At 71.6% G+C, this 19523-nt stretch carries 19 protein-coding genes; 11 read left to right on the forward strand and 8 right to left on the reverse strand.

Annotation, left to right across the window (positions count from 1 at the left end; translation table 11 throughout):
• Position 1: 1 nt before the first annotated feature.
• From MYMAC_RS27270 to MYMAC_RS27285, 4 genes are all read right to left on the reverse strand, one after another.
• Positions 2-1807 (reverse strand): acyl-CoA dehydrogenase family protein, encoded by a 1806-nt coding sequence (locus MYMAC_RS27270; RefSeq protein WP_095960202.1) that lies wholly within the window; start codon positions 1805-1807, stop codon positions 2-4.
• A 191-nt stretch (positions 1808-1998) separates the two neighbouring features.
• Positions 1999-2352 (reverse strand): ArsR/SmtB family transcription factor, encoded by a 354-nt coding sequence (locus MYMAC_RS27275; RefSeq protein ID WP_095960203.1) that lies wholly within the window; start codon positions 2350-2352, stop codon positions 1999-2001.
• Between the two features lie 8 nt (positions 2353-2360).
• On the reverse strand, positions 2361-3023 hold the full coding sequence (locus MYMAC_RS27280; RefSeq protein ID WP_095960204.1) for an SRPBCC family protein: 663 nt from the start codon (positions 3021-3023) through the stop codon (positions 2361-2363).
• A 132-nt stretch (positions 3024-3155) separates the two neighbouring features.
• A complete protein-coding gene (locus MYMAC_RS27285; RefSeq protein WP_095960205.1) occupies positions 3156-3977 on the reverse strand; it encodes a hypothetical protein in 822 nt (273 codons plus the stop codon).
• Positions 3978-4402: 425 nt separating this feature from the next.
• Between MYMAC_RS27285 and MYMAC_RS27290 the strand changes: the two genes are divergently transcribed.
• The 6 genes from MYMAC_RS27290 to MYMAC_RS27315 all read left to right on the forward strand — a co-directional run bounded on the left by MYMAC_RS27290 (position 4403) and on the right by MYMAC_RS27315 (position 11458).
• Positions 4403-6775 carry a protein kinase domain-containing protein gene (locus tag MYMAC_RS27290; RefSeq protein ID WP_095960206.1) on the forward strand — a complete coding sequence of 791 codons (2373 nt, stop codon included), beginning with the start codon at positions 4403-4405 and terminating at the stop codon, positions 6773-6775.
• Positions 6776-6863: 88 nt separating this feature from the next.
• Positions 6864-7070: a hypothetical protein gene (locus tag MYMAC_RS27295; RefSeq protein WP_013942068.1), complete on the forward strand. Its 207-nt coding sequence runs from the start codon at positions 6864-6866 to the stop codon at positions 7068-7070.
• An 81-nt stretch (positions 7071-7151) separates the two neighbouring features.
• Positions 7152-8102, forward strand: coding sequence for a CarD family transcriptional regulator (locus MYMAC_RS27300; RefSeq protein WP_095960207.1), 951 nt, complete (start codon positions 7152-7154; stop codon positions 8100-8102).
• Between the two features lie 59 nt (positions 8103-8161).
• Complete coding sequence (locus MYMAC_RS27305; RefSeq protein WP_013942070.1) at positions 8162-8674, forward strand: zinc metalloprotease; 513 nt, start codon at positions 8162-8164, stop codon at positions 8672-8674.
• Positions 8661-9611: a hypothetical protein gene (locus MYMAC_RS27310; protein ID WP_095960208.1), complete on the forward strand. Its 951-nt coding sequence runs from the start codon at positions 8661-8663 to the stop codon at positions 9609-9611. Before MYMAC_RS27305 ends, MYMAC_RS27310 begins: the two co-directional genes overlap by 14 nt.
• Positions 9608-11458 carry an ArnT family glycosyltransferase gene (locus tag MYMAC_RS27315; protein ID WP_095960209.1) on the forward strand — a complete coding sequence of 617 codons (1851 nt, stop codon included), beginning with the start codon at positions 9608-9610 and terminating at the stop codon, positions 11456-11458. The genes MYMAC_RS27310 and MYMAC_RS27315 overlap by 4 nt, the downstream gene beginning before the upstream one ends.
• Before the next feature lie 43 nt (positions 11459-11501).
• Here MYMAC_RS27315 and MYMAC_RS27320 read toward each other — a convergent pair whose 3' ends face one another.
• The gene (locus MYMAC_RS27320; RefSeq protein WP_239989046.1) at positions 11502-12143 is read right to left on the reverse strand and encodes a hypothetical protein; all 642 of its coding nucleotides are present in this window, start codon (positions 12141-12143) and stop codon (positions 11502-11504) included.
• Positions 12144-12594: 451 nt separating this feature from the next.
• Between MYMAC_RS27320 and MYMAC_RS27325 the strand changes: the two genes are divergently transcribed.
• Positions 12595-13167 carry a hypothetical protein gene (locus MYMAC_RS27325; RefSeq protein WP_043712127.1) on the forward strand — a complete coding sequence of 191 codons (573 nt, stop codon included), beginning with the start codon at positions 12595-12597 and terminating at the stop codon, positions 13165-13167.
• A gap of 58 nt (positions 13168-13225) precedes the next feature.
• On the opposite strand, the gene MYMAC_RS27330 is transcribed toward MYMAC_RS27325, so the two are convergent.
• Together MYMAC_RS27330 and MYMAC_RS27335 are read right to left on the reverse strand one after the other, a co-directional pair.
• Positions 13226-14410, reverse strand: a complete 1185-nt coding sequence (locus MYMAC_RS27330) for an iron-containing alcohol dehydrogenase (RefSeq protein ID WP_095961705.1) — start codon at positions 14408-14410, stop codon at positions 13226-13228.
• Positions 14411-14433: 23 nt separating this feature from the next.
• Positions 14434-15897, reverse strand: a complete 1464-nt coding sequence (locus MYMAC_RS27335; protein ID WP_204816976.1) for a glutamine synthetase family protein — start codon at positions 15895-15897, stop codon at positions 14434-14436.
• 203 nt (positions 15898-16100) lie between these two features.
• On the opposite strand from MYMAC_RS27335, the gene MYMAC_RS27340 reads away from it, so the two are divergent.
• The 4 genes from MYMAC_RS27340 (at position 16101) to MYMAC_RS27355 (ending at position 19181) form a co-directional block, all read left to right on the forward strand.
• Complete coding sequence (locus MYMAC_RS27340; RefSeq protein WP_095960210.1) at positions 16101-16856, forward strand: glutamine amidotransferase; 756 nt, start codon at positions 16101-16103, stop codon at positions 16854-16856.
• A gap of 16 nt (positions 16857-16872) precedes the next feature.
• Complete coding sequence (locus tag MYMAC_RS27345) at positions 16873-17361, forward strand: hypothetical protein (RefSeq protein ID WP_095960211.1); 489 nt, start codon at positions 16873-16875, stop codon at positions 17359-17361.
• A 15-nt stretch (positions 17362-17376) separates the two neighbouring features.
• Positions 17377-17835 carry a hypothetical protein gene (locus tag MYMAC_RS27350; protein ID WP_013942080.1) on the forward strand — a complete coding sequence of 153 codons (459 nt, stop codon included), beginning with the start codon at positions 17377-17379 and terminating at the stop codon, positions 17833-17835.
• A gap of 119 nt (positions 17836-17954) precedes the next feature.
• Positions 17955-19181 carry an AI-2E family transporter gene (locus MYMAC_RS27355; RefSeq protein ID WP_095960212.1) on the forward strand — a complete coding sequence of 409 codons (1227 nt, stop codon included), beginning with the start codon at positions 17955-17957 and terminating at the stop codon, positions 19179-19181.
• 3 nt (positions 19182-19184) lie between these two features.
• Here MYMAC_RS27355 and MYMAC_RS27360 read toward each other — a convergent pair whose 3' ends face one another.
• Positions 19185-19499, reverse strand: coding sequence for a hypothetical protein (locus MYMAC_RS27360; protein ID WP_013942082.1), 315 nt, complete (start codon positions 19497-19499; stop codon positions 19185-19187).
• Positions 19500-19523 lie beyond the last annotated feature (24 nt).

A 19523-nucleotide genomic window follows, 5' to 3' on the forward strand; every position in this document is an offset into this window, starting at 1 on the left:
GCTACACCGCGCCCAGCGGGTAGCCGCTGGCGGACTCCAGGGCCGCCACCACCGTCTCGCGCAGCGCCGCCGGGTCATAGGGCGTGAAGACGTCCAGCGTGCCCAGGCGCTTCAGCTCCGTGGTGAGCGCGTCCCCCTTCAGCGTCGAGCACAGCGCGCGGCGCGTCCTGTCATAGGCGCGGGGGATGGCGTCCAGCGCGTAGAGCCGCGTCATCGCCACGCGCACCGGGTCCAGGGCGCCGCCGGAGGCCGCGGCCTGGCGCGTGCGCGTCACCATGGAGTCCAGGGCGAAGGCGTCCATCACCACGTCCGACAGGGCCGCGAGCACCTCCTGGTGCTGCTCCAGCTCCGTCCCGAAGGTCTCCGCCGCGATGCGCAGGCCGTGCAGCGCCAGGTGCTTGGCGGCCTCGGCGGCGACCTCCTCCGGGGCCTGGGCGTCCCGCACGCGCGCGGGGGGCCGCTCGCCCCGGGACAACGCCTCCGCCACGTCGCCGGCCATGGCGAACAGCGGCAGCTCGCCCTTCACCGCGCGCTTGAGGAGCATCCCCGTTATCAGCATGCGGTTGATTTCATTGGTGCCCTCGAAGATGCGGTTGATGCGCGCGTCGCGGTACGAGCGCTCCACCGGGTACTCCTCGATGTAGCCCGCGCCGCCGTGGAGCTGGACGGCGTCGTCCACGAGCTGGCCGAAGGACTCCGAGCCGTGCACCTTCATGATGGAGGACTCGATGGCGTACTCCTCCACCGCCGCCAGCAGGCGCGCCTCGTGGTCCGCGGCGGCCTTGTCGCCCTGCTCCAGGCGCGCGTCCACCAGCCCCGCGGTGCGGTACGTCATGCTCTCCACCGCGTAGACGAGCGCGGCCATGCGGGCCAGCTTCTCGCGCGACAGCGGGAACTGGACGATGGGCGCGCCGAACTGCTTGCGCTCCTGCGTGAAGCGCAGCGCGTTCTGGAGCTGGAGCTTCATGCCCCCCAGCACGCCGGCGCCCAGCTTGAGGCGGCCGTAGTTGAGGATGTTGAAGGCAATCTTGTGGCCCTTGCCCACCTCGCCGAGCTGGTTCTCCACCGGGACGCGCGCGTCCTCGAAGTAGAGCGGGCAGGTGGAGGAGCCGCGGATGCCCATCTTGTGCTCCTCTGGCCCCACGGTGAGGCCGGGCGTGTCCTTCTCCACGATGAAGCCGGTGAACCTGTCCCCGTCCACCTTGGCGAAGACGACGAACACGTCCGCGAAGGCCGCGTTGGTGATGTAGAGCTTGGAGCCGTTGAGAATCCAGTGCTTGCCGTCGGGGGACAGCGCCGCCTTCGTCTTCGCGCCCAGCGCGTCGCTGCCGCTGCCCTGCTCCGTGAGCGCGTAGGCCGCCACCCACTCCCCGGTGGCCAGCTTCGGCAGGTACTTCGCCTTCTGCGCCGCGTTGCCGAACCAGACGATGGGCAACGTCCCGATGCCGGTGTGCGCCCCGAAGGTCACCGACCACGAGCCGTTGAGGCTCATGGCCTCCGCCAGCAGCAGCGACGTCGTCTTGTCCAGGCCGGTGCCGCCGTAGGCCTCGGGGATGTCCACGCTCAAGAGGCCCAGCTCGCCAGCCTGGCGCAGCAACTGGCGCAGGAGCGCGTTGTCCTTGGCCTCGATTCGCTCGGCCAGGGGGAGGACCTGCTCCCGGGAGAACTGGAGCGCCGTCTTGAAGAAGAGGCGCTGCTCCTCGGTGAAGGCCTCCGGTGTGAGGATGCGGGCCGAGCCCACCTCCTCGAAGAGGAACGCGCCACCCGGCGCGAGCGCCTGCTGCGAAGCGGCCTTGGATACGTCCATGGGTACCCCTCCAACGGGCGGGCGCACCCCGCCCCGGGGCTGGAATGTAATCCTCCGGAGTGAAAGCGCCCGGGAGCGCGCGGAGCGCTCGCGCACCACCAGCGCAGCGCCGCATTCAGCGGCGCGCAATGTCCGGTAGGCACCGCCTTGCCTCTCGCGAGGGCGGGCAGCCCTGGCCACCGCACGCCCGGTTACGCGCCGCCGCCCTCCTTGTCGGCCTTGGCCCGGGCCCGCTTGCCGCGCGCGACCTCGGTGGCGAGCGCGTCCAGGCGGGGTGCCCAGAAGACGCGAAACCGCTCCAGCCACGCGTCGACCTGCTGAAGCGGCGCGGTGTCCACGCGATAGAGGCGGCGCGTGCCCTCCGCGCGCACCTCCGCGAAGCCGCTGTCGCGCAGCACCTTCAGGTGCTGGCTGACCGCGGGCTGGCTGATGCCGAACTCCGCCTGGATGCGCTCCGTCACCTCGCCGGAGGGGCGTTCCCCTTCGGCGAGGAGCTCGAGGATTCGCCGGCGCACCGGATCACCCAGGACGTCGAAGGCATGCATCGTGGCTATCAGGTCCCCGGGTGCCGCACGTCGGGCGGCGGAGCCCCAGTATAGAAGGCCGTCGTCCGGGCCGCGCGAGCCTTCGCCGTCGCGGCGTCCTCTCCGGCCTTCGCGTCCGCCGCCCCCCAGCCTTCACTGCTGGCCGTGATGAAGGCCTTGCCCTCCTCCGAGGTCGTCCAGGCCTCCACCGCGGCGGGGTCCACGGCGGCGCCGCCGGACTCCAGGTGCCTGGCCAGCCCCTGCACCAGCCCCAGCTCCCAACCCACGCCCACCGCGCCGGGCCCGTAGGACTCCCAATGCGGGCTGAGATGGGCCATGTGCTCCAGCCGCAGCCGCGTGCCACCGCCCGGGGCCGCCGCCAGGATGACGTCCACCCAACTGATGCCCCCGCCGAACTCCCACGTCACCGCCAGGTGCCGCGGCGGCTCGCAGCGGGTGACGCTCCCCTCCGCGTTGCCCTTGAGCTGATACCGCCCGCCCAGCTTCAGCTCGCCGGTGACGGGCAGGAACCAGCGGGGAAGCCGCTCCGGGTTGGTCAGCGCGTCCCAGAGGTCCTCCGGCGTCGTGTCGTAGTCGCGCGTGGCGACCACGACGCGCGCGGGCTTGCCCTCATGCTCACGGCGCTCCACCTCACGTACGACGGCCCCCAGATAGCGCTGCACATCACTCATGTCGCCTCCGAAAATAAGTTCCGGCTTATATAAACGACGGCTTATTCATGATGTCAACGCCAAGGCTCTGCCCGGGGAAGGCGGCTGGGCTGGGTGCCTCCAGGGCGGCGCGGCCCAGGCCCGCGCGGCAGGTCACCCTCCCTCCGGAGCGCGGTGCGGCGTGGGGAAGACGAAGCACAGCGTGTCGAACAGCGGCTCACCCGGCGCGGTGAAGGTTCCGCCCAGCGCCCGCGCGGCCTGCGCCACCTCCATGCCGAACGAGGGCACCAGGCAGAGGTCCTCGGACGTCTTGAAGCGCCCCTTCAACAGCCCCAGCCCCCGGCGCAGCGTGACGATGTCCTGCCGCCCCGCCCGCACCGGCACCGAGGGGCCGTTCGCGTCAGGCCCCGGCAGCTTGCCCACGCTGGTGGTCAGCTCGAAGCCATCCGCGCGCATGATGATGCGCAGCTTGCCCGGCGCGACCTCCTCCAGCCACGCGCGGAAGGCCACCTCGTCCCGAAGCACCACCGGGTACGCCACCGGCCCGTCCGGATGCGCCAGCCACACCGACTCCGCCGCGTCCCGCAGCACGGTGAACAGCTCCGACGTCTGCACCAGGAACGTGTCCGCGTCCGGCACCACCAGCACGGTGTGCCCTTTCACCCGCCGCGCCAGGCGCGCGGCGTCGTCCGGGCGCGCTGGCGTGAAGGGCTCCTCGCCCACGCGGACGCGCTCTCCCGCCAGCGCAAGCCGGAGCGCCCCGGCCGGCGGCGGCTCGCCGTAGGCAGGCCCCGCCACCTCCACCTCGGCTGAAGAAGGCGCGTGTCTCTCGGCGCCCGCGTCGCCCGGCGCGGAGAGCGAGGGCAAGGGAGCTGGCCTCAGGGACTTGAGCGGCTCGGCCTGCTTCTCCTCGCGGCAGCCCGCCCCTTGCGCGACGAGCAGCGCCACGGCGAGCCCCCGGGTGGCCCCCGGCAAGCGCCACGCCCCACCCCCGGGCCGCGCCCTGGAATGACCGCCCGCCGACGTCGCCTGGATTGACGCATCATTACGTCCGGATGCATCAGTCCATGACGCGCGGCGAAGACGGGTTTCAAGCCACGCTTTCCCCGCCCAAGTGGCCGCCATCCAACGTCGCGGCGGAAGAGCCTGCGGCGACCCGTTCCAAGTGCGGGCATCCTGCGCCCGCCCGGACGCCAGCGACCCGCCGGGCGCCGCCCACGCGGCTGTCGCGAGACGCGCAAGACGCAGGAAGAGGCACACCCACCGCGCAATCACACTCAACGGAATATTCCCATAATGGCGTTTTGCCTACCCCATGATACCTTCACGCGCCCCGGCCAAGACAGTGCGGGGCCCCCTTGGCGCAGCGGCCACCTGCACCCGAAGGAGCCGGAACGAACGTGCAGCAGCCTTCCGAAGGGCTTCATTTCGGTAAATACAAGCTGCTCGAGCGCATCGCGACGGGCGGAATGGCGGAGATCTACCGCGCTCGGATGACGGCAGCGGCGGGTGTCACCAAACCGGTGGTCATCAAGAAAATCCGGCCGGGCTATGCGGGCAACAGCGCCTTCCTCTCGATGTTCGTCAACGAGGCGCGCATCGCCGCGGGGTTGAGCCACGGCAACATCGCCCAGGTCTTCGACTTCGGCGAGGTGGACGGCGAGTACTTCATCGCCATGGAGTGGGTGGACGGGCGCACCCTGTCGAGCGTCATGCGGCGCGCGCGGGAGAAGGGCATGTACACGCTGCCCCAGCCGCTGGCGCTGCTCATCGCCGTGGAGATGCTGGAGGGGCTCGCGTACGCGCACACGCGCCTGGATGAGCGCGGCCGGCCGCTGCACATAGTCCACCGGGACGTCAGCCCGCAGAACGTGCTGCTCAGCTACGAAGGCCAGGTGAAGCTGGTGGACTTCGGCATCGCGCGGGCGCGGCTGGCCGGCAGCGCGGAGCCGGTGGAGCACGGGCTGAAGGGCAAGTACACCTACTTCGCGCCGGAGCAGGTCCGCGGGCGCGAGCCCGACGCGCGCTCGGACATCTTCGCCGCGGGCGTCGTCATCTACGAGATGCTGTGCGGCCGCCTTCCCTTCGAAGGGAAGATGCCGGACGTGCTGCGCAAGCTCGCCCTGGGCGACTTCCCGCGCCCCCGCGACCTCAACCCCGGCATCCCCACCGCGCTGGAGCGCATCCTGCTCACCGCGCTGGCCGTGGAGCGCGAGCAGCGCTACGCCACCGCGGAGGCCTTCGCCGAGGCCCTCACCCGCCACCTCCACACGGCCGCGCCCGACGTGTCCTCCAGCGCGCGCGCCCACTTCATGGGCTACCTCTTCGAGGCGGAGCTGGTGGGCGAAGGCCGCCCCGTGCTGCTGCCCCGCGAGTTCCTGGCGCAGATGGCCCGGTGGACCCAGTCCCCCCTGGAGCGGCGCGCCCTCCGCGAGGTCTCACCGCCCGTCCGCGAGCCCGCCGCCGAGGGCGACGAGGAGGAGCGGACCCCCATCGCGGACCTCGAGCTGCCCCTGCCCGAGGCGCCGGCCCCCCAGGTGGCCCCGAGCCCGCCCGGGGCCGACGAGCCGCCTCCCGTCAGCCGTCCGGAGCGCACCACCCTGCCGCTGCCCGCGCTGGCGCCGGCCACGCCGGACGCTCCGCGCCTGGACGCCTCCGCGCCGCGGGCGGGCGGCCTGCCCCGGATGGTCGCGTTGGGCGCGCCCATCTTCATGGCCCTGACGGCCACGCTGGCCCTGCTGGTCTCGACGAGCACGGGCACCTTCTCCGTGGAGCTGAGCTCGTCCCCGCCGGGCGCCGCCATCCGGGTGAACGGCAAGCCGCAGACCGCGCGCACCCCCGCCCTGCTCACCCAGCTCCCGGCGGACGTGGAGCACCTGCTGGAGGTCCAGCTCCCCGGCCGGGTGCCGTGGAGCCAGACGGTGCGCGCCGAGCGCGGCACCACGCTGGCCGTCCATGCCCGGCTGCTCCCCAAGCGGCCCCACACGGCCGCGCCGGCCCCGCGGCCCCACCAGCCCCCGCCGCCGCGGGAGCTGCGGATGCCCGCCGGGCGGATTTCACTGTCCAGCGTGGTGCACGCCTTCCGCGTGCCCTACGTGTCCACCGCGCAGATGCGCCTGGACCCGTCGCGCACCTACAGCGTCCGGGTGGAGGGCCAGGCCTCGCTGGGAGGCGTCAGCTCGGTGGCGCACGCCGGCTACTTCCTGGAGGGCGACTCGCGGCTGGCCGCGCGCGAGTCCTTCGGGGTGCTGGACGGCGAGGACCGGATGGTGCGCAACGCGTCGCGGCTCCACGTCTTCCTGCTGGACGCGAACCGGACGGACAACCACGGCACGCTGCGGGTCCGCGTGCGCGAGTGGGGCAACGGCAGCGCCGACACCATCCTCCGCGTGGATGCCCGGACGCACGCGGTGAAGCTGTCGCGCGCCGACCGCTTCCTGCTGCGCGGCCTGGAGCCGGGGACGACCTACGAGTTCGTGCTGTGGGACACGGAGGAGCCCGCGCAGACGCGGGGCTTCGACGGAGGCCCCGTGAGCCGCGTGCTGGGCCTGTACGGCGCCGGCGAGGGCCCGGAGGCCGCGCCCGGACTGCTGACGCTGCTGGAGGTGGGGCGTCCGCTCCGCATCCGGGGCACCTCCTGGCTGCAGCTCGCCTTCCCGGATGACCACCTGACGGACAACACGGGCAGCCTGCTGCTGGAGGTGACGCCCGTGGCGGGGCCCGATGGCCCGCCCGCTTCGCCACCTCCGTCCTCCAGCACGCCCCCCCGGTAACGGGCCGCTACAGCGGTGCAGCGACCTGTTGCCGAAAAGTTGATCACCGGAGGCCGCCCCCTACCCTGAGCGCCACGGAGGACTCACCATGAAGAAGCTGGTGGCGGTGGCCGTGTTCGGCCTGATGGGAACCCTGGGAGTGGCCGCGCGCGTGGATGCCCGGCCGGGAGTGGACGGGATGGAGCCGACGGACGCACAGGTCGAGGCGGCACTGGACGCGCGGCAGAAGCTGGTGCTGGGCAACCTCCTGAGGGTTCAACAAACAGCCGCACGCACGGCGGCAATCCACCGGTAAACTCGTGGCGTCCGACGTGGCTCGGTGCTAAGCCCGGGCCTGTTCCGACGTTCAGCCCACCAACCTCACCCGTGAGGGGACATGCCTGAAGGGTCCGCGTCACTCCAGCTCGCGGTTGGCGACCGGGTCGTCTATCCGAACCAGGGGGTCTGCCGCGTCTCCGCCATCGACGTGAAGGAAGTGGCGGGACAGAAGCTCACCTTCGTCACCATGCGCCGCGAAGAGGATGGCGCCGTCGTGATGGTGCCCGAGGGCAAGGTGCTCGCCATCGGCGTGCGCAAGGTGGCCTCCGCCGAGGACGTGGAGGCCATCTTCTCCTTCCTCCGCTCGGACAGCGACAAGGCCGACCTGGACTGGAAGCAGCGAGCGCGTACCAACCTGGACCGGATGACCCAGGGCGGCATCATGGGCCTGGCCGAGGTCGTCAAGGGGCTCCAGGTCCTCAGCGAGCTGCGCCCGCTGCCGACCAAGGAGCGCGAGCTCTACGACAACGCCCGCCACCTGCTGGTGACGGAAGTGGCCGCCGCGCTGGGCACCGCGGAGGTCAACGCCGAGGACGCCATCGACATCGTCCTGTTCCCGCCCGGCCGCGAGCGCCCCAAGCGCACCGCCGCCGAGTTCCAGCGCGAGGACGGCGACCTGGACCTGGAAGGCGACCTGCTGGGCCTGGACGGCGACCTGGACCTGCCCTCCGACGAGGAGCCCTCCGAGCCGTCCGAGGAGGAGTCCAGCGAGGAAGGCGAGGGCGAGGAGGCCGAGTCCTCCGAGGAAGCGGCCCCCAAGAAGCGCGGCCGTCCGCCCAAGGCGAAGGCGGCCCCCGCCGAGGGCGCCGAGCCCGCCGCGCCCAAGAAGCGTGGCCGCCCGCCCAAGCCCAAGCCGGAGCCCACGGCCGAGGGCGCCGAGCCGCCCGCGCCCAAGAAGCGCGGCCGTCCGCCCAAGCCCAAGCCGCCCGAGGCGGAAGGTGCCGCCCCCGCCGCGCCCAAGAAGCGCGGCCGTCCGCCCAAGGTCAACCCCCCCGAGGGTGAGAGCTGACAGCCCCATGGACCGACGGGCCCCCGCGCGGTGGGCCCTTTGCGCCGAGGTGACGCCCCGTGATTCGCGTCGTGACGCTGGACCCCTTCGACGACAAGCAGCTCGCGAAGTTCAACCGCACGCTCTACACGGCGTTCGGCGTGGGCAGTGAGCACTCCGGCAGCGCGGAGGTGCCCGCGGGCATGTCCGAGCCGCTGGATGCGGAGAAGCTCATTGACGAGGTGCAGGGCATCCGTTCCTACAAGGACGACAAGGTGCTCATCCTCACCACGCGCAAGCTGAAGGACCGCGAGCTTCCCAGCGGCGTGGCGCCCACCGCGGGCTTCGCGCGCCAGGGGAAGGACCGCGCCATCCTCACCCTCGCGCCCCACAAGGATTTGGAGAGCGCCTTCAAGGCCGTCTCCCGCCACGCGCTCCACCAGTTGGGCCACCTGTGGGAGCTGCACCACTGCCTGGATCCACGCTGCTCGATGTACCCGCCCTGGACGCCGTCCTTCGTCCAGGGTGAAGCCATCTTCTGCACCTTCTGCCGCGAAAAGAGCGAGCAGAAGATTCGCCTTGCGAAGTCCTAGCGTCAGGCGCGCGCTGCCCCTGCTGGAGCTGGGGGGCCTGCTCCTCGTCGCGCTCCTGTGCCTGCTCTTCCACCTGCGCCTGCCGGGCCGCCTCCCGTCCGAAGCGGACTACCGCGCGGCGGCGGAGCGCCTCCAGACGGAAGGCCAGCCGGGAGACGCGGTGCTGCTCTTCCCCTGGTGGGCGGAGCGCGCCCGCGTCTTCGTCCCCGCCTCGCTGCCGGTGTACGGCTACCTGGGCTCGGACCGGGATGACCTGTCCGCGCACCCGCGCGTCTGGGTGCTGGGCCAGCCGGAGTTGCCCCGCTCCGACGAAGCGGGCTTCCTGGAGACCTTCCTCACCGGCCGCCGCGCGGTGGGCGCGACGTCGCGGCACGGCACGCTGACGCTGGCGCTCTACGAGAATGGCCGGCACCGGCCCCGGCGCTTCACGGCCACGGACGCGTACGCGCGCGCCCGCGTGTACCTGGAGCAGCCGGACGGCACGCGCCGCGACTGCCCGTTCGACGGCAAGGCGCACCGCTGCCCCGGCCCCGCGCACCTGTACGTGGCGCCGGAGTGGCACGAAATCCTCTATGAGCCGCGGCGCTGCCTGTGGATGCACGCGCCGGGCGGCAAGCAGCGCCTGGTGGCGGAGCTGGACGGCGTGCCCGGCGGCGTGGGCCTGCGCCTGGAGGGCGGCATCATCTTCGAGCACGCCTTCCCCAAGGACGCGCGCTTCTCCACCACGCACCTGGGCGTGGATGACGCGGTGAGCGGCGCGCGGCTGGTGTCGCTGGCAATACCGCCGGGGCTGGAGGGCGTGCAGAAGGCGGAGGTCCGGCTCCCCGACGGCGCGCCGCACACGATGAAAATCTGGGTGCAGGCGGACAACGCGGACCGGCGGCAGGTGTGCCTGGACGTGCTGGGCGTGGAGCCCGAGGTGGGAGTGCGGGGATGATGCGAGGACGCGCCCCCACGCGCGACGAGAAGCGGCTGGCCTGGGCCCTGTGGGCGCTGGCCTTTGTGGCGCTGTGGCTGACGGAGTCCGCGGTGGGCTACACGCGCGACGAGAGCGTCTACTTCATCGCGGGCGAGCACTACGCGGGCTGGTTCCAGCAGTTGTTCCGCTCGCCGGCCCGGGCGCTGACGGACGCGGCCATCGTGCGCGGGTGGGACTACAACCACGAGCACCCGGTGCTGATGAAGACGCTGTTCGGCCTCAGCCACCTGCTCTTCCACACGGGGCTGGGGTGGATGCGCTCGGCCACGGCGTTCCGGCTCCCCGCCTTCGCCATGGCGGCGCTGATTCCCGCGCTCACCTTCCTGCTGGGCAGCGCCATGTACGGCCGCGTCGCGGGGCTGTTCGGCGCCCTGGCCTTCATGCTGGCGCCGCGGCAGTACTTCAACGCGGAGCTGGCGTGCTTCGACGTGCCCGTGGCCGCCATGTGGCTGCTCGTCGTTTACTGCTTCTGGCGCGCGCTGGAGGACGCGCGCTGGGGCCTGTGGTGCGGCGTGGCCTTCGGCCTGACGCTTGCCACCAAGCACAACGCGCTGTTCCTCCCCTTCGTGCTGACGCCGTTCGCGCTGTGGCGCGCCTGGAGCGAAAGCGAGGGCCAGCCGGAGGCCCGCGCCTGGCTGGGCCGCTTCGTGGGCGTGTTCGCCGCGGTGGCCGTGTTCTACGGCCTGCTGGTGCTGTCCTTGGGCGGCGGTGAGGGCTTCCAGCGGAAGTTCCTGCTGCTCAGTCCGCACACGCTGCTGTTCGCCGGGCTCGCCGTGGGCGGCGCCTGGGTGCTCAAGGGCGTGGACAAGGTGAGCGCGCCGGTGACGCGGGCGCTGGTGCCCATCGCCGCCATGGCCGTGTTGGGGCCGGTCATCTTCTACCTGCACTGGCCCTACCTCTGGCACCACCCGGTGGACCGCACCGCGTGGTACCTGGCCTTCCACGCCAAGCACAACCACTACGCCTGGTTCTACCTGAACCAGCTCTTGCGCGAGCCGCCCTTCCCGCTCGCCTACGTCGTCGTGAAGACGGCGCTGACGGTGCCCACCAGCCTCTTCGTCCCCATGGTGACGGGCCTGTCGGCGCTGCTGGCGCGCGCGGTCCTGGGCGCCTTCGCGAAGACGCGCGCGTGGGTGGAGCGCCCGGTGACGATGACGGAGGCGCTGGTGGGGGTGAACGCGGTGGCGTCCATCCTCATCATCAGCCACCCGCAGGTGCCGCACTTCGGCGGGGTGAAGCACTGGTTCCCGTCCATGGTGTTCCTGGGCATCCTCGCGGGCGCCGCGGTGGCCCGGGGCTGCACCGCGCTGTGGGAGCGGCTCAAGGCGAAGTGGCCCTCACTGCCCCAGGTCGCGGTGGCCGCGCCGGTGCTCGCCGTGCTGCTGGCGCCCGCACTGGTGTACTCGGTGCGCGTGTTCCCCTACGGGACGGCGGCATACTCGGAGCTGGCCGGCGGACTGCCGGGCGCGGCCACGCTGGGCATGCAGCGCCAGTTCTGGTCCAGCCACGTGACGGGCGTGCTGCCGTGGATCAACGCGAACGCGAAGCAGGGCGCGCGCCTGTTCCTGCACGAGGTGCACGGCGGCTCGTTCCGCGACTACCAGCGCAACGGGATGCTGCGCGCGGACTTGCGCGCGGTGGGCAGCCCGGCGGACGCGGACATCGTCGCGTACCAGTACCACCAGGAGTTCCGCGAGCACGAGTTCCTCACGTGGCAGGCCTTCGGCACGCGCACGCCGGTGACGGGCCTCTACGTGGACGAGACGCCGCAAGTCGTCGTCTACGTGCGGCCGCAGGCGCGGTAGCCCTTCACGGGTCACCGCGCCCGCCGAGCCACGGACGCGGGGCTCAGGTATCGCCGCCGTTGCTCCCTGTCTTCTTGCCCAGGTTCATCAGGTGCGCGGCCCCGCGCAGGGTGTCCGGGTCACTGAACAGCGCGGACTGCTCCTTCAGCTTGTTGTACTCGCTTTGCGTCACCTTGGGCCGGTCCCCGTCAATGCGCTGTTGGAAGAAGGGCTGGTCGGGGAAGTCCTTGTGGAAGAAGCGCTGGTCCACGTACTCGGCGCGCTGCGTGCCCGGGCGCATGGCGAACTTCGTGTCCACGATGACGTCCGGGTTGCCGGAGATGGCCTTGTCCGGCGGAATCATGGCCGTGTTCGCGCCATGGGACGCCGAGGCCAGGTTGTTGGGCGACTGCGTCTTCTTGCCGCCCTCGCCGTGGCCCATGCCGTGGAGGATTTCGTAGTCCGTTCGCGGCTCCGCCGTGCCGAGCTTCTGCTGGTACTTCGTGGAGCTGGTCTCCCCGCCCGTCATCTTCCCGAAGACCTTGGTGTGCTCGCCCTTGTCCCGGTCCGGCACCGAGGTCAGCACGCTCTGAGGCCCCAGTCCCTTGCTGTCGAGCGGGCCGGTGGCGAAGAGGCCCTTCTGATTGGACGCCTGGCTCGCGTAGTGCGCCAGCATGTTCAGGTTGTCCAGGGGGCTGTCCTTCACCGTCCGGAGCGCCTCCATGTTGGCCGGGCGCGCCGCGTGCGTGTCCTGGAGTCCCGCCGCCTGGGATTGCTTGAAGAGGTCCGCGTTGGAAGGGCGTGGCCCCCCGTCGCCGCCGCGCGCTGGAGGTGGGACTGGCGAAGCTGGGCTGCTACGCCGTGCGATGAAGTTCCTCTACGGCTACGTCATCGCCGCCACCGGGACGAAGCGGAACGGGTGGATGGCCTACGACGCGCTCCAGGTGAGCTCCGGCTGCCCCTGAGCGGCCCCCGGGCGCACGCATCCACGCCCTGACGCCGTGCATGCGCGCGCCCGGCCGGTCGTGGTGTGCACTGGCGGTCGTTGCCCGTCACGCGAGGTGTCACGGACCAACGCCTGACCTCCCCTGGGAGCGAGGCTCCGAAGTAGGCTGGGGGCGGCAGGTGAAGGCTCTTCCACACCCCGGGAGGGACACATGAGGCGCTGGACTGGGTTGTTGGCGGTGGCCGCGCTGTGTGGCGCGGCTTGTGACGGGAAGAAGTCGACGGACAGGCCCACGCGGGCGCAGCTTCGGAAGACGGGGGCGGCCACGGTGGAGGTCATCCCCTCCGACGGCCAGCTCCCCTACTGCATGCTGTACACGGTGTCCGAGAAGGGCGTCATCCGGCAGCTCACGCTGACGCGGGAGAACCGCTCCATCCGCTGTGACGCGAACAAGCCCGTGGCGCACACGAGCTTCCGCATCCCGGTGCAGGAGGGGAAGGTCCGCCTGTACATCTTCTTCTCCGACGACCGCATCCCCGCGGGCCCGGTGGCCCAGCAGCTCTACGAGCTGCGAGGCCAGGAGCGCATCAACGCCATGGACCTGCGCCTGCCCGGCCGCGTGTTCGTGGAGACGCTGGAGTTCACCCCCGAGGAAGGCGGCACGGCCGTCACCGGCACCGTGGTGGGCGCGGGAGGAGAACCCGCGCCCGAGGGCACCGGCGTCCCGGTGCTGTCGGATGGCGGCACCGAGGGCGGCTTGGGCGCCATGGACGAAGCGCCCTGAGTCCTGACGTGGCGCGCCGGGGGACACCCCTCCCCCGGTCCGCGCCAGCGGCGGCGGCTCAGTAGGCCTCGCGCGCCATGGCCAGCAGGTCCGCCTGGGACACCTTTCGCGGGTTGCCCTGGTGCGAGGCGTCCTGGAAGGCCTTCTCGGCGATGCGCTCCAGGTCCTTCTCCTGCACGCCCACGTCGCGCAACCGCGAGGGGATGCCCACCGCCGCGTTGAGCTTGCGCACCCGGTCAATGGCGTTGCCCGCGAGCACCTCCTCGCGCGCGAGCGACGTGTCCCCCAGCGCCACCGCGACGCGGGCCAGCCGGGCCGTGCAGACGGCGCGGTTGAACTCCATCACCACCGGCAGGACGATGGCGTTGGCCAGGCCATGGTGCACGTTGGACACGGGCGTGAGCGCGTGGGCCAGCGCGTGGCAGGCGCCCAGGCCCTTCTGGAAGGCCATGGCGCCCTCCATGGCCGCCACCATCATGTCCGTGCGCGCGGCCAGGTCCTTGCCGTCCCGCACCGCCGTCTCCAGCGAGCGGCCCACGCGGTGGATGCCGTCGATGGCCACCGCGTCCGCCAGCGGGTGGAAGCCGTTGGCCAGGTAGGCCTCCAGGCAGTGGGTGAAGGCGTCCATGCCCGTGGCCGCCGTGACACCCGGGGGCAGCCCCAGCGTCAGCTCCGGGTCGCAGATGGCGGCGCGCGGCAGCAGGTGCGGGCTGAAGATGACCGTCTTGCGGCCGGTGTCCTCCAGCGTCACCACCCCGGAGCGGCCCACCTCGGAGCCGGTTCCCGCGGTGGTGGGAATGGCGATGAGCGGCGGCAAGTCGTCCCGCACGTACTGGTCCCCGCCCTTCGCGTCGTCGTAGCGGCTGAGCGGCGGCTCGTGCGTGGTGAGGAGCTGGATGAGCTTGCCCGCGTCCAGGGCGCTGCCTCCACCCAGCGCGACGATGCCGTCGCAGGCGTGGCTCCGGTACGCCTCCAGGCCGGCGAAGACGTCGCGCTCGGTGGGGTTGGGCTCCACGCGGTCGAAGACCTCGCACGCAAGGCCCGCCGTCTTGAGCACGTCCACCACGCGCGCGGCCAGCCCCGCCTTCACCACGCCCGCGTCCGTCACCAGCAGCGGACGCTGGACGCCCAGACGCTGGGCCTGCGCGGGCAGGCGCAGCAGCGCGCCAGCGCCGAAGACGATGCGCGTGGGCCACGCCATCTCGGTGACGCGCGGCTCGGAGGGAAGGTCGAACGGCTTCATGACGGCTGTCTCTTTCGCGCTCATCAGATGAGCTCCAGGTAACGCTCCAGCTCCCAGTTGGTGACGGCGCGCTCGTACTGACGCACCTCCCACTCGCGCGTGCGCACGAAGTGGTCCACGAAGCCGTCGCCCAGCAGCTCCCGCGCGCGCGCGCTGTCCTTCAGCAGCGCCACCGCGTCCTTGAGGCTGCGGGGCAGGGGCCGCGCGTCGTTCCTCGCGTAGGCGTTGGCCTCGCAGGGCTCGGGGGGCTCGACTTCATTCTCGATGCCCCACAGGCCCGCGGCCAGGCTGGCCGCCATGCCGATGTACGCGTTCATGTCCGCGCCGAGCTGCCGGTACTCCAGGCGCATCGCCTTGGCGTTCTCCCCGATGACGCGGATGGCGGTGGTGCGGTTCTCCCTCCCCCACGTCACCGTGGTGGGCGCCCAGGTGTTCTCCACGCTGCGCTTGTAGCTGTTGATGGTGGGCCAGTAGAGCGCGGTGAGCTCCGGCATCAGCGCCACCTGCCCGCCGATGTAGTGGCGCAGCCGTCTGCTCATGCCGTGGGGCGCCTTCGCGTCGTGGAAGAGGTTGCGCTCCCCCTCCAGGTTCCACAGCGACTGGTGCACGTGGCCGGAGCACCCCGGCAGCTTCGCGTGCACCTTCGCCATGAAGCACGCGGTGACGCCGTGGCGGGCGCAGATCTCCTTCACCACCGTCTTGAAGAGCGCGGCCTTGTCCGCCGACTTCTCGATGTCGTCGTAGCGGATGGCCGCCTCGAAGACGCCCGGCCCTGTCTCCGTGTGGAAGCCCTCGATGCCCAGGCCGAAGTCGTTGCACCCGTCGATGAGCGCGTGCACCAGCGGCGCGTTGAGCGAGGTGCGCAGCCACGAGTAGCCGAACATGCCCGGCGTCAGCGGCGTCAGGTCCTGGTAGCCCTTGTCCTTCAGGCTCTGCGGCTGCTCCTTGAAGATGAAGAACTCGTACTCGGCGCCGAAGCGCGGCAGGTAGCCCAGCGAGCGCGCGCGGGCGGCCACCTTCTGGAGGAGCTGCCGGGGGCTCGCCTCGAAGGGCGTGCCGTCGGGGCTCACGAAGTCGAGCAGGAACGCCGCCGTGTCCGGCTCCCAGGGGATGACGCGGCCGGTGGACAGGTCCACCTTCGCGTGGGTATCCGGGTAGCCGGTGTGCCAGCCCGTCACCTCGGTGTTGTCGAGCAGGTCATCGCTCAAGTCCCAGCCGAAGACGACGTCGCAGAAGCCCAGGCCGCCCTTGGCGGCGCTGAGGAACTTCTCCACGGAGATGTACTTGCCGCGCCAGACGCCGTCGACGTCCACCGCGCCCACCTTCACCTTCCGGATGCCCTTCTCGTCCAGCCACCGCCGCAGGGTGTCCACATTGGTGGCGTCCCGGGCGGCCGGTCCCCGCGCGGGCGCGCCCGGCGACTTGCCGCGCGCACGCCGCGCCATGGCGGGATGGGTGAGGACCTTCGCCTTCGGTCGGTTCGGCATTGCGTCAATCCCCTCTCTGGCTGGAAACGCCTGACGCCCGGGGCTCCACCCGCCGCCCGGCCATGCGCAGACTGGGGACGGTGGGGAGGAAGATGAGCCAACGGGCGCCGGTCATGTGGGTACCTCGGAGCACACGGGAGCGTTCCACGTCGACAGGTCAGGAACGGACACGCGGGGCACGACACGGTAGGAATGGGGGCTGGATGCGGCAACCTGTGGCGGTGAAGAACGTCCTCTTGCTGAAAGCCGGTGACGCGGCCCAATCGGTGCGCTTCGCCGTCGGCGATTACGACCGGTGGTTTCTGCAAACCATTGGACTGTCCGGGTACCGCTTCGACGTCGTCCCGGTGCACCGGGGCGCGCCCCTGCCCCCGCGCGCGGACCGCTATGACGCGGTGATGATGACGGGCTCGCCCCTGTCGGTGACGGCGCTGGCGCCGTGGATGGAGCGCGCCGCGGACTACATGGTGGATGCGGGTGAGCGGGGCACGCCGGTGCTGGGCGTGTGCTTCGGCCAGCAGCTCCTGGCGCACGCCTACGGCGGCCGCGTCTCGCGCAATCCCCTGGGCCGGGAGACGGGCAGCGTCGAGGTGACGCTCACCGAGGCCGGCCGGGAGGACCCCCTCTTCGACGGCGTGCCCGAGCGCTTCACCACGCAGGCGACCCACGAGGACATCGTCTCGCGGCTCCCCGAAGGCGCGCGGGTGCTCGCGGGCAACGCGAACACGGTGGCGCAGGCGCTGGCCTTCCGCCCCAAGGTGCGCGGCGTACAGTTCCACCCGGAGGCGGGCGTGGACGCCATCCGCGCCGTCATCGAGGCGCGGCGGGACGGCCTGGAGAAGGCGGCCGTGGCGCGCGGCGCCGCGCCCGGCGAGCACGTCCGGCGGCTGCTGGCGGGCCTCACGCCCTCCCCCGCGGGCCGTAGAATCCTGCTGAACTTCCTCGAGCGCTTCTCCTGACCTGACAGAGGCCCCCGTGTCCCGACTCGCCCTTCCGACCCTGCTCCTCGCCCTGCTCACCACCGCGTGCTCGGAGGATTACTGCGCCCAGGCGCCCCGCTGTGATGGCGCGGAGGCGCTCAACTGCGAGCCGGAGTGCACGGTGGGCCCCTGCTCCAGCGGCCCCATCTTCCAGGAGTGCGACCAGGGCACGACGTGCACCGTCGTCCCCGGCAGCCGCACCGACGCGCGCTTCTACCGCTCCCGCGCCGTGTGCGCCGTCACCCTGGAGGAATGTGAGCCGGAGACCGCGGCGCCGCCCACCTGCGGCGCCGACCGCTTCGTCACCGGCTGCGGCGCCTACCGCCGGGAACTCCGCGTGTCCTGCTCGCAGGCGGGGCTCTACTTCGCGCAGGCGCCCGCCTGCTGCCAGGGCCCGTTCCCAGACGACGGCGGCACCGACGCGGGCACGGGCGACGCGGACGGGGGTGTCCCCGACGCGGGCACCGCCGACGCCGGCATTTGAGATAGGGAAGAAGCCATGGCGTCACGCTGGGACCACCTCTTCGACCTCAAACCCGTCTCCCTGCTGGAGCACCTCCTGGAGGAGGTGGCGAAGCTGCTGCACAAGGACCTGCAGCAGTGGCCGCCGCCCGTCCAGGAGGTGGACCTGGACACGGGAGGCCACTTCGCGCCGCTCTTCACGGAGCCCCGGCCCCGGCCGTCCCGCGCCGTCTACACGGAGGCCTTCCGGCTGGCCCAGTGGGAGCTGGCCCGGGAGACAGACGCCTACGACGACTACATGCGCAACAAGCGCTACCTGGAGCGGGGCCTGGCGCCAGACGACCGGCTGCCCCTGCTGTTCCTCAGCCGTTGGCTCACCGAGCAGATGCTGGGCCTGGGCGAGGCCACCGAGGGGCGCGTCAAGCGCAAGCACCTGCGCGACTGCCTGGAGCGGCTCCAGTCGAAGCTCCACGCCGTCCAGGTGCCCAGCGCCTGAGCCGCCGCCGGGGCCGCGGGTGGAATGTTGAACGGGCGCCACTCCCGCGCCCCGAACCGGGGCGGGGCCCGACATGGCGGCCCTTGTCTCCGGGAGGGCACTGCCGTAAGCCAGACAGCATGTCGCAGCAGCCTTCGGACACCCCCGCCCCCGCCGACCGACGCAATCGCCTGCTCCTCCTGGGGGCGCTGTGGCTGAGCATGGGGCTGGTCCTGCTGGCCTTCCGCTCGGTGGTGATGCCCTTCGCGGGCGCCGCGCTCATCGCCTACCTGGTGCAGCCGCTGGTGGGGCGCATCTCTCGGGTGAAGGTGGCCGGCCGGCAGGTGCCGCGCTGGGCGGCGCTGCTGCTCATCTACGCCGGCTTCTTCGTGGGCGTGTACCTCTTCTTCGTCGCGCTGGTGCCGCAGCTCTACCGCGAGCTTTCGCGCGTCAGCCGCGAGGCGGTGACGTTCGCCAACACGCTCACCCCGGAGCACATCCAGGAGCTGGCGCAGCGCGCGGAGACGTGGCTCAGCACGCGGGGCATCCCGGTGGCGCTCTCCAACCGCGCGCTGGAGGGCGCGGACGAGGGCAGCGGCAACGCCGCCTTCGGCTTCGCGCTGGACCTGGAGCAGTTCCTGGGAGACGCGGTGAAGCGCATCTCCGTGCTGGTGCAGGAGAACCTGGGCGACATCGTCAACATGTCCCGCAACATCGTCACCAGCGTGGCCGCGGGCGTCTTCATGCTGTTCTTCGTGTTGATGGTGGCCGCGTTCTTCTCCATCGACGCGCAGGCCATCCGCCACTACTTCGGCACGCTGATTCCGCCGGAGTACGGCACGGACGCGCGGCAGCTCCTGGAGCGCATCGACCGCTCGCTGTCCGGCGTGGTGCGCGGCCAGGTCACCATCTGCATCGTCAACGGCGCCCTGACGTTCGTGGGCCTGCTGCTGTTCGGCGTGAAGTTCGCGTTCCTGCTGGCGACCATCGCCACCTTCTTCAGCCTCATCCCGATTTTCGGCACCATCCTCAGCTCGGTGCCCATCGTCCTCATCGCGCTGGCGGACGGCTTCCAGAAGGGGCTGGCGATCCTGGCGTGGATCATCGGCATCCACGCGGTGGAGGCCTACTTCCTCAACCCGAAAATCATGGGGCAGGCGGCGCACCTGCACCCCGTCATCGTCGCCTTCTCCCTCATCGCCGGGGAGCGGCTCTTCGGACTGGTGGGCGCCCTCTTCGCGGTGCCCGTGGCGTCCGTCCTGGTGGCGTGCTTCGACTATGCGCGGCTCAAGGCCCAGCCCGCGCCCGCGGTGGCCCTGGCCACGGCCGGCCCGCTCCCCGCGGAGCGTCAGCCGCCCGCCGCCTGAGCCCTACTGGCAGGCGGCGGCGCAGCGCGCCTCACGGCACGTGGGGATGCAGCGCCCACAGTCGATGGAGCCCTCCGGGCAGCCGCTGTCGCAGGGGGCGTTGCACGCCGGGCCTTCGTCCGCGTGCGTGACGGCCGTCCCCAGCCCACAGCACGCGTTGGCCACGCAGTCGTCGTCCGTGTAACACGTCTGGTCGGACAGCGACGGGGGGATGTCCCCCAGCGGCAAATCCCCCAGGCCGTCACACCCCACGCCACCACCGCCCAGCGTCACCCCCATGACGAGGGTGAGCAGGCGGAAACGTCCGTATCCGAGCAATGGACACTCCTTGCCCGGACACTC

This window comes from Corallococcus macrosporus DSM 14697 (assembly GCF_002305895.1).
GTDB lineage: Bacteria > Myxococcota > Myxococcia > Myxococcales > Myxococcaceae > Myxococcus > Myxococcus macrosporus.

Bases quoted from the DNA above. Each gene is read 5' to 3' on its own strand.
- MYMAC_RS27350 (WP_013942080.1), top strand. From the start codon at position 17,377: ATGGCGTCACGCTGGGACCACCTCTTCGACCTCAAACCCGTCTCCCTG.
- MYMAC_RS27325 (WP_043712127.1), top strand. From the start codon at position 12,595: ATGAGGCGCTGGACTGGGTTGTTGGCGGTGGCCGCGCTGTGTGGCGCG.
- MYMAC_RS27335 (WP_204816976.1), bottom strand. From the start codon at position 15,897: ATGCCGAACCGACCGAAGGCGAAGGTCCTCACCCATCCCGCCATGGCG.
- MYMAC_RS27275 (WP_095960203.1), bottom strand. From the start codon at position 2,352: ATGCATGCCTTCGACGTCCTGGGTGATCCGGTGCGCCGGCGAATCCTC.
- MYMAC_RS27295 (WP_013942068.1), top strand. From the start codon at position 6,864: ATGAAGAAGCTGGTGGCGGTGGCCGTGTTCGGCCTGATGGGAACCCTG.
- MYMAC_RS27280 (WP_095960204.1), bottom strand. From the start codon at position 3,023: ATGAGTGATGTGCAGCGCTATCTGGGGGCCGTCGTACGTGAGGTGGAG.
- MYMAC_RS27270 (WP_095960202.1), bottom strand. From the start codon at position 1,807: ATGGACGTATCCAAGGCCGCTTCGCAGCAGGCGCTCGCGCCGGGTGGC.
- MYMAC_RS27355 (WP_095960212.1), top strand. From the start codon at position 17,955: ATGTCGCAGCAGCCTTCGGACACCCCCGCCCCCGCCGACCGACGCAAT.
- MYMAC_RS27300 (WP_095960207.1), top strand. From the start codon at position 7,152: ATGCCTGAAGGGTCCGCGTCACTCCAGCTCGCGGTTGGCGACCGGGTC.
- MYMAC_RS27315 (WP_095960209.1), top strand. From the start codon at position 9,608: ATGATGCGAGGACGCGCCCCCACGCGCGACGAGAAGCGGCTGGCCTGG.
- MYMAC_RS27340 (WP_095960210.1), top strand. From the start codon at position 16,101: ATGCGGCAACCTGTGGCGGTGAAGAACGTCCTCTTGCTGAAAGCCGGT.
- MYMAC_RS27330 (WP_095961705.1), bottom strand. From the start codon at position 14,410: ATGAAGCCGTTCGACCTTCCCTCCGAGCCGCGCGTCACCGAGATGGCG.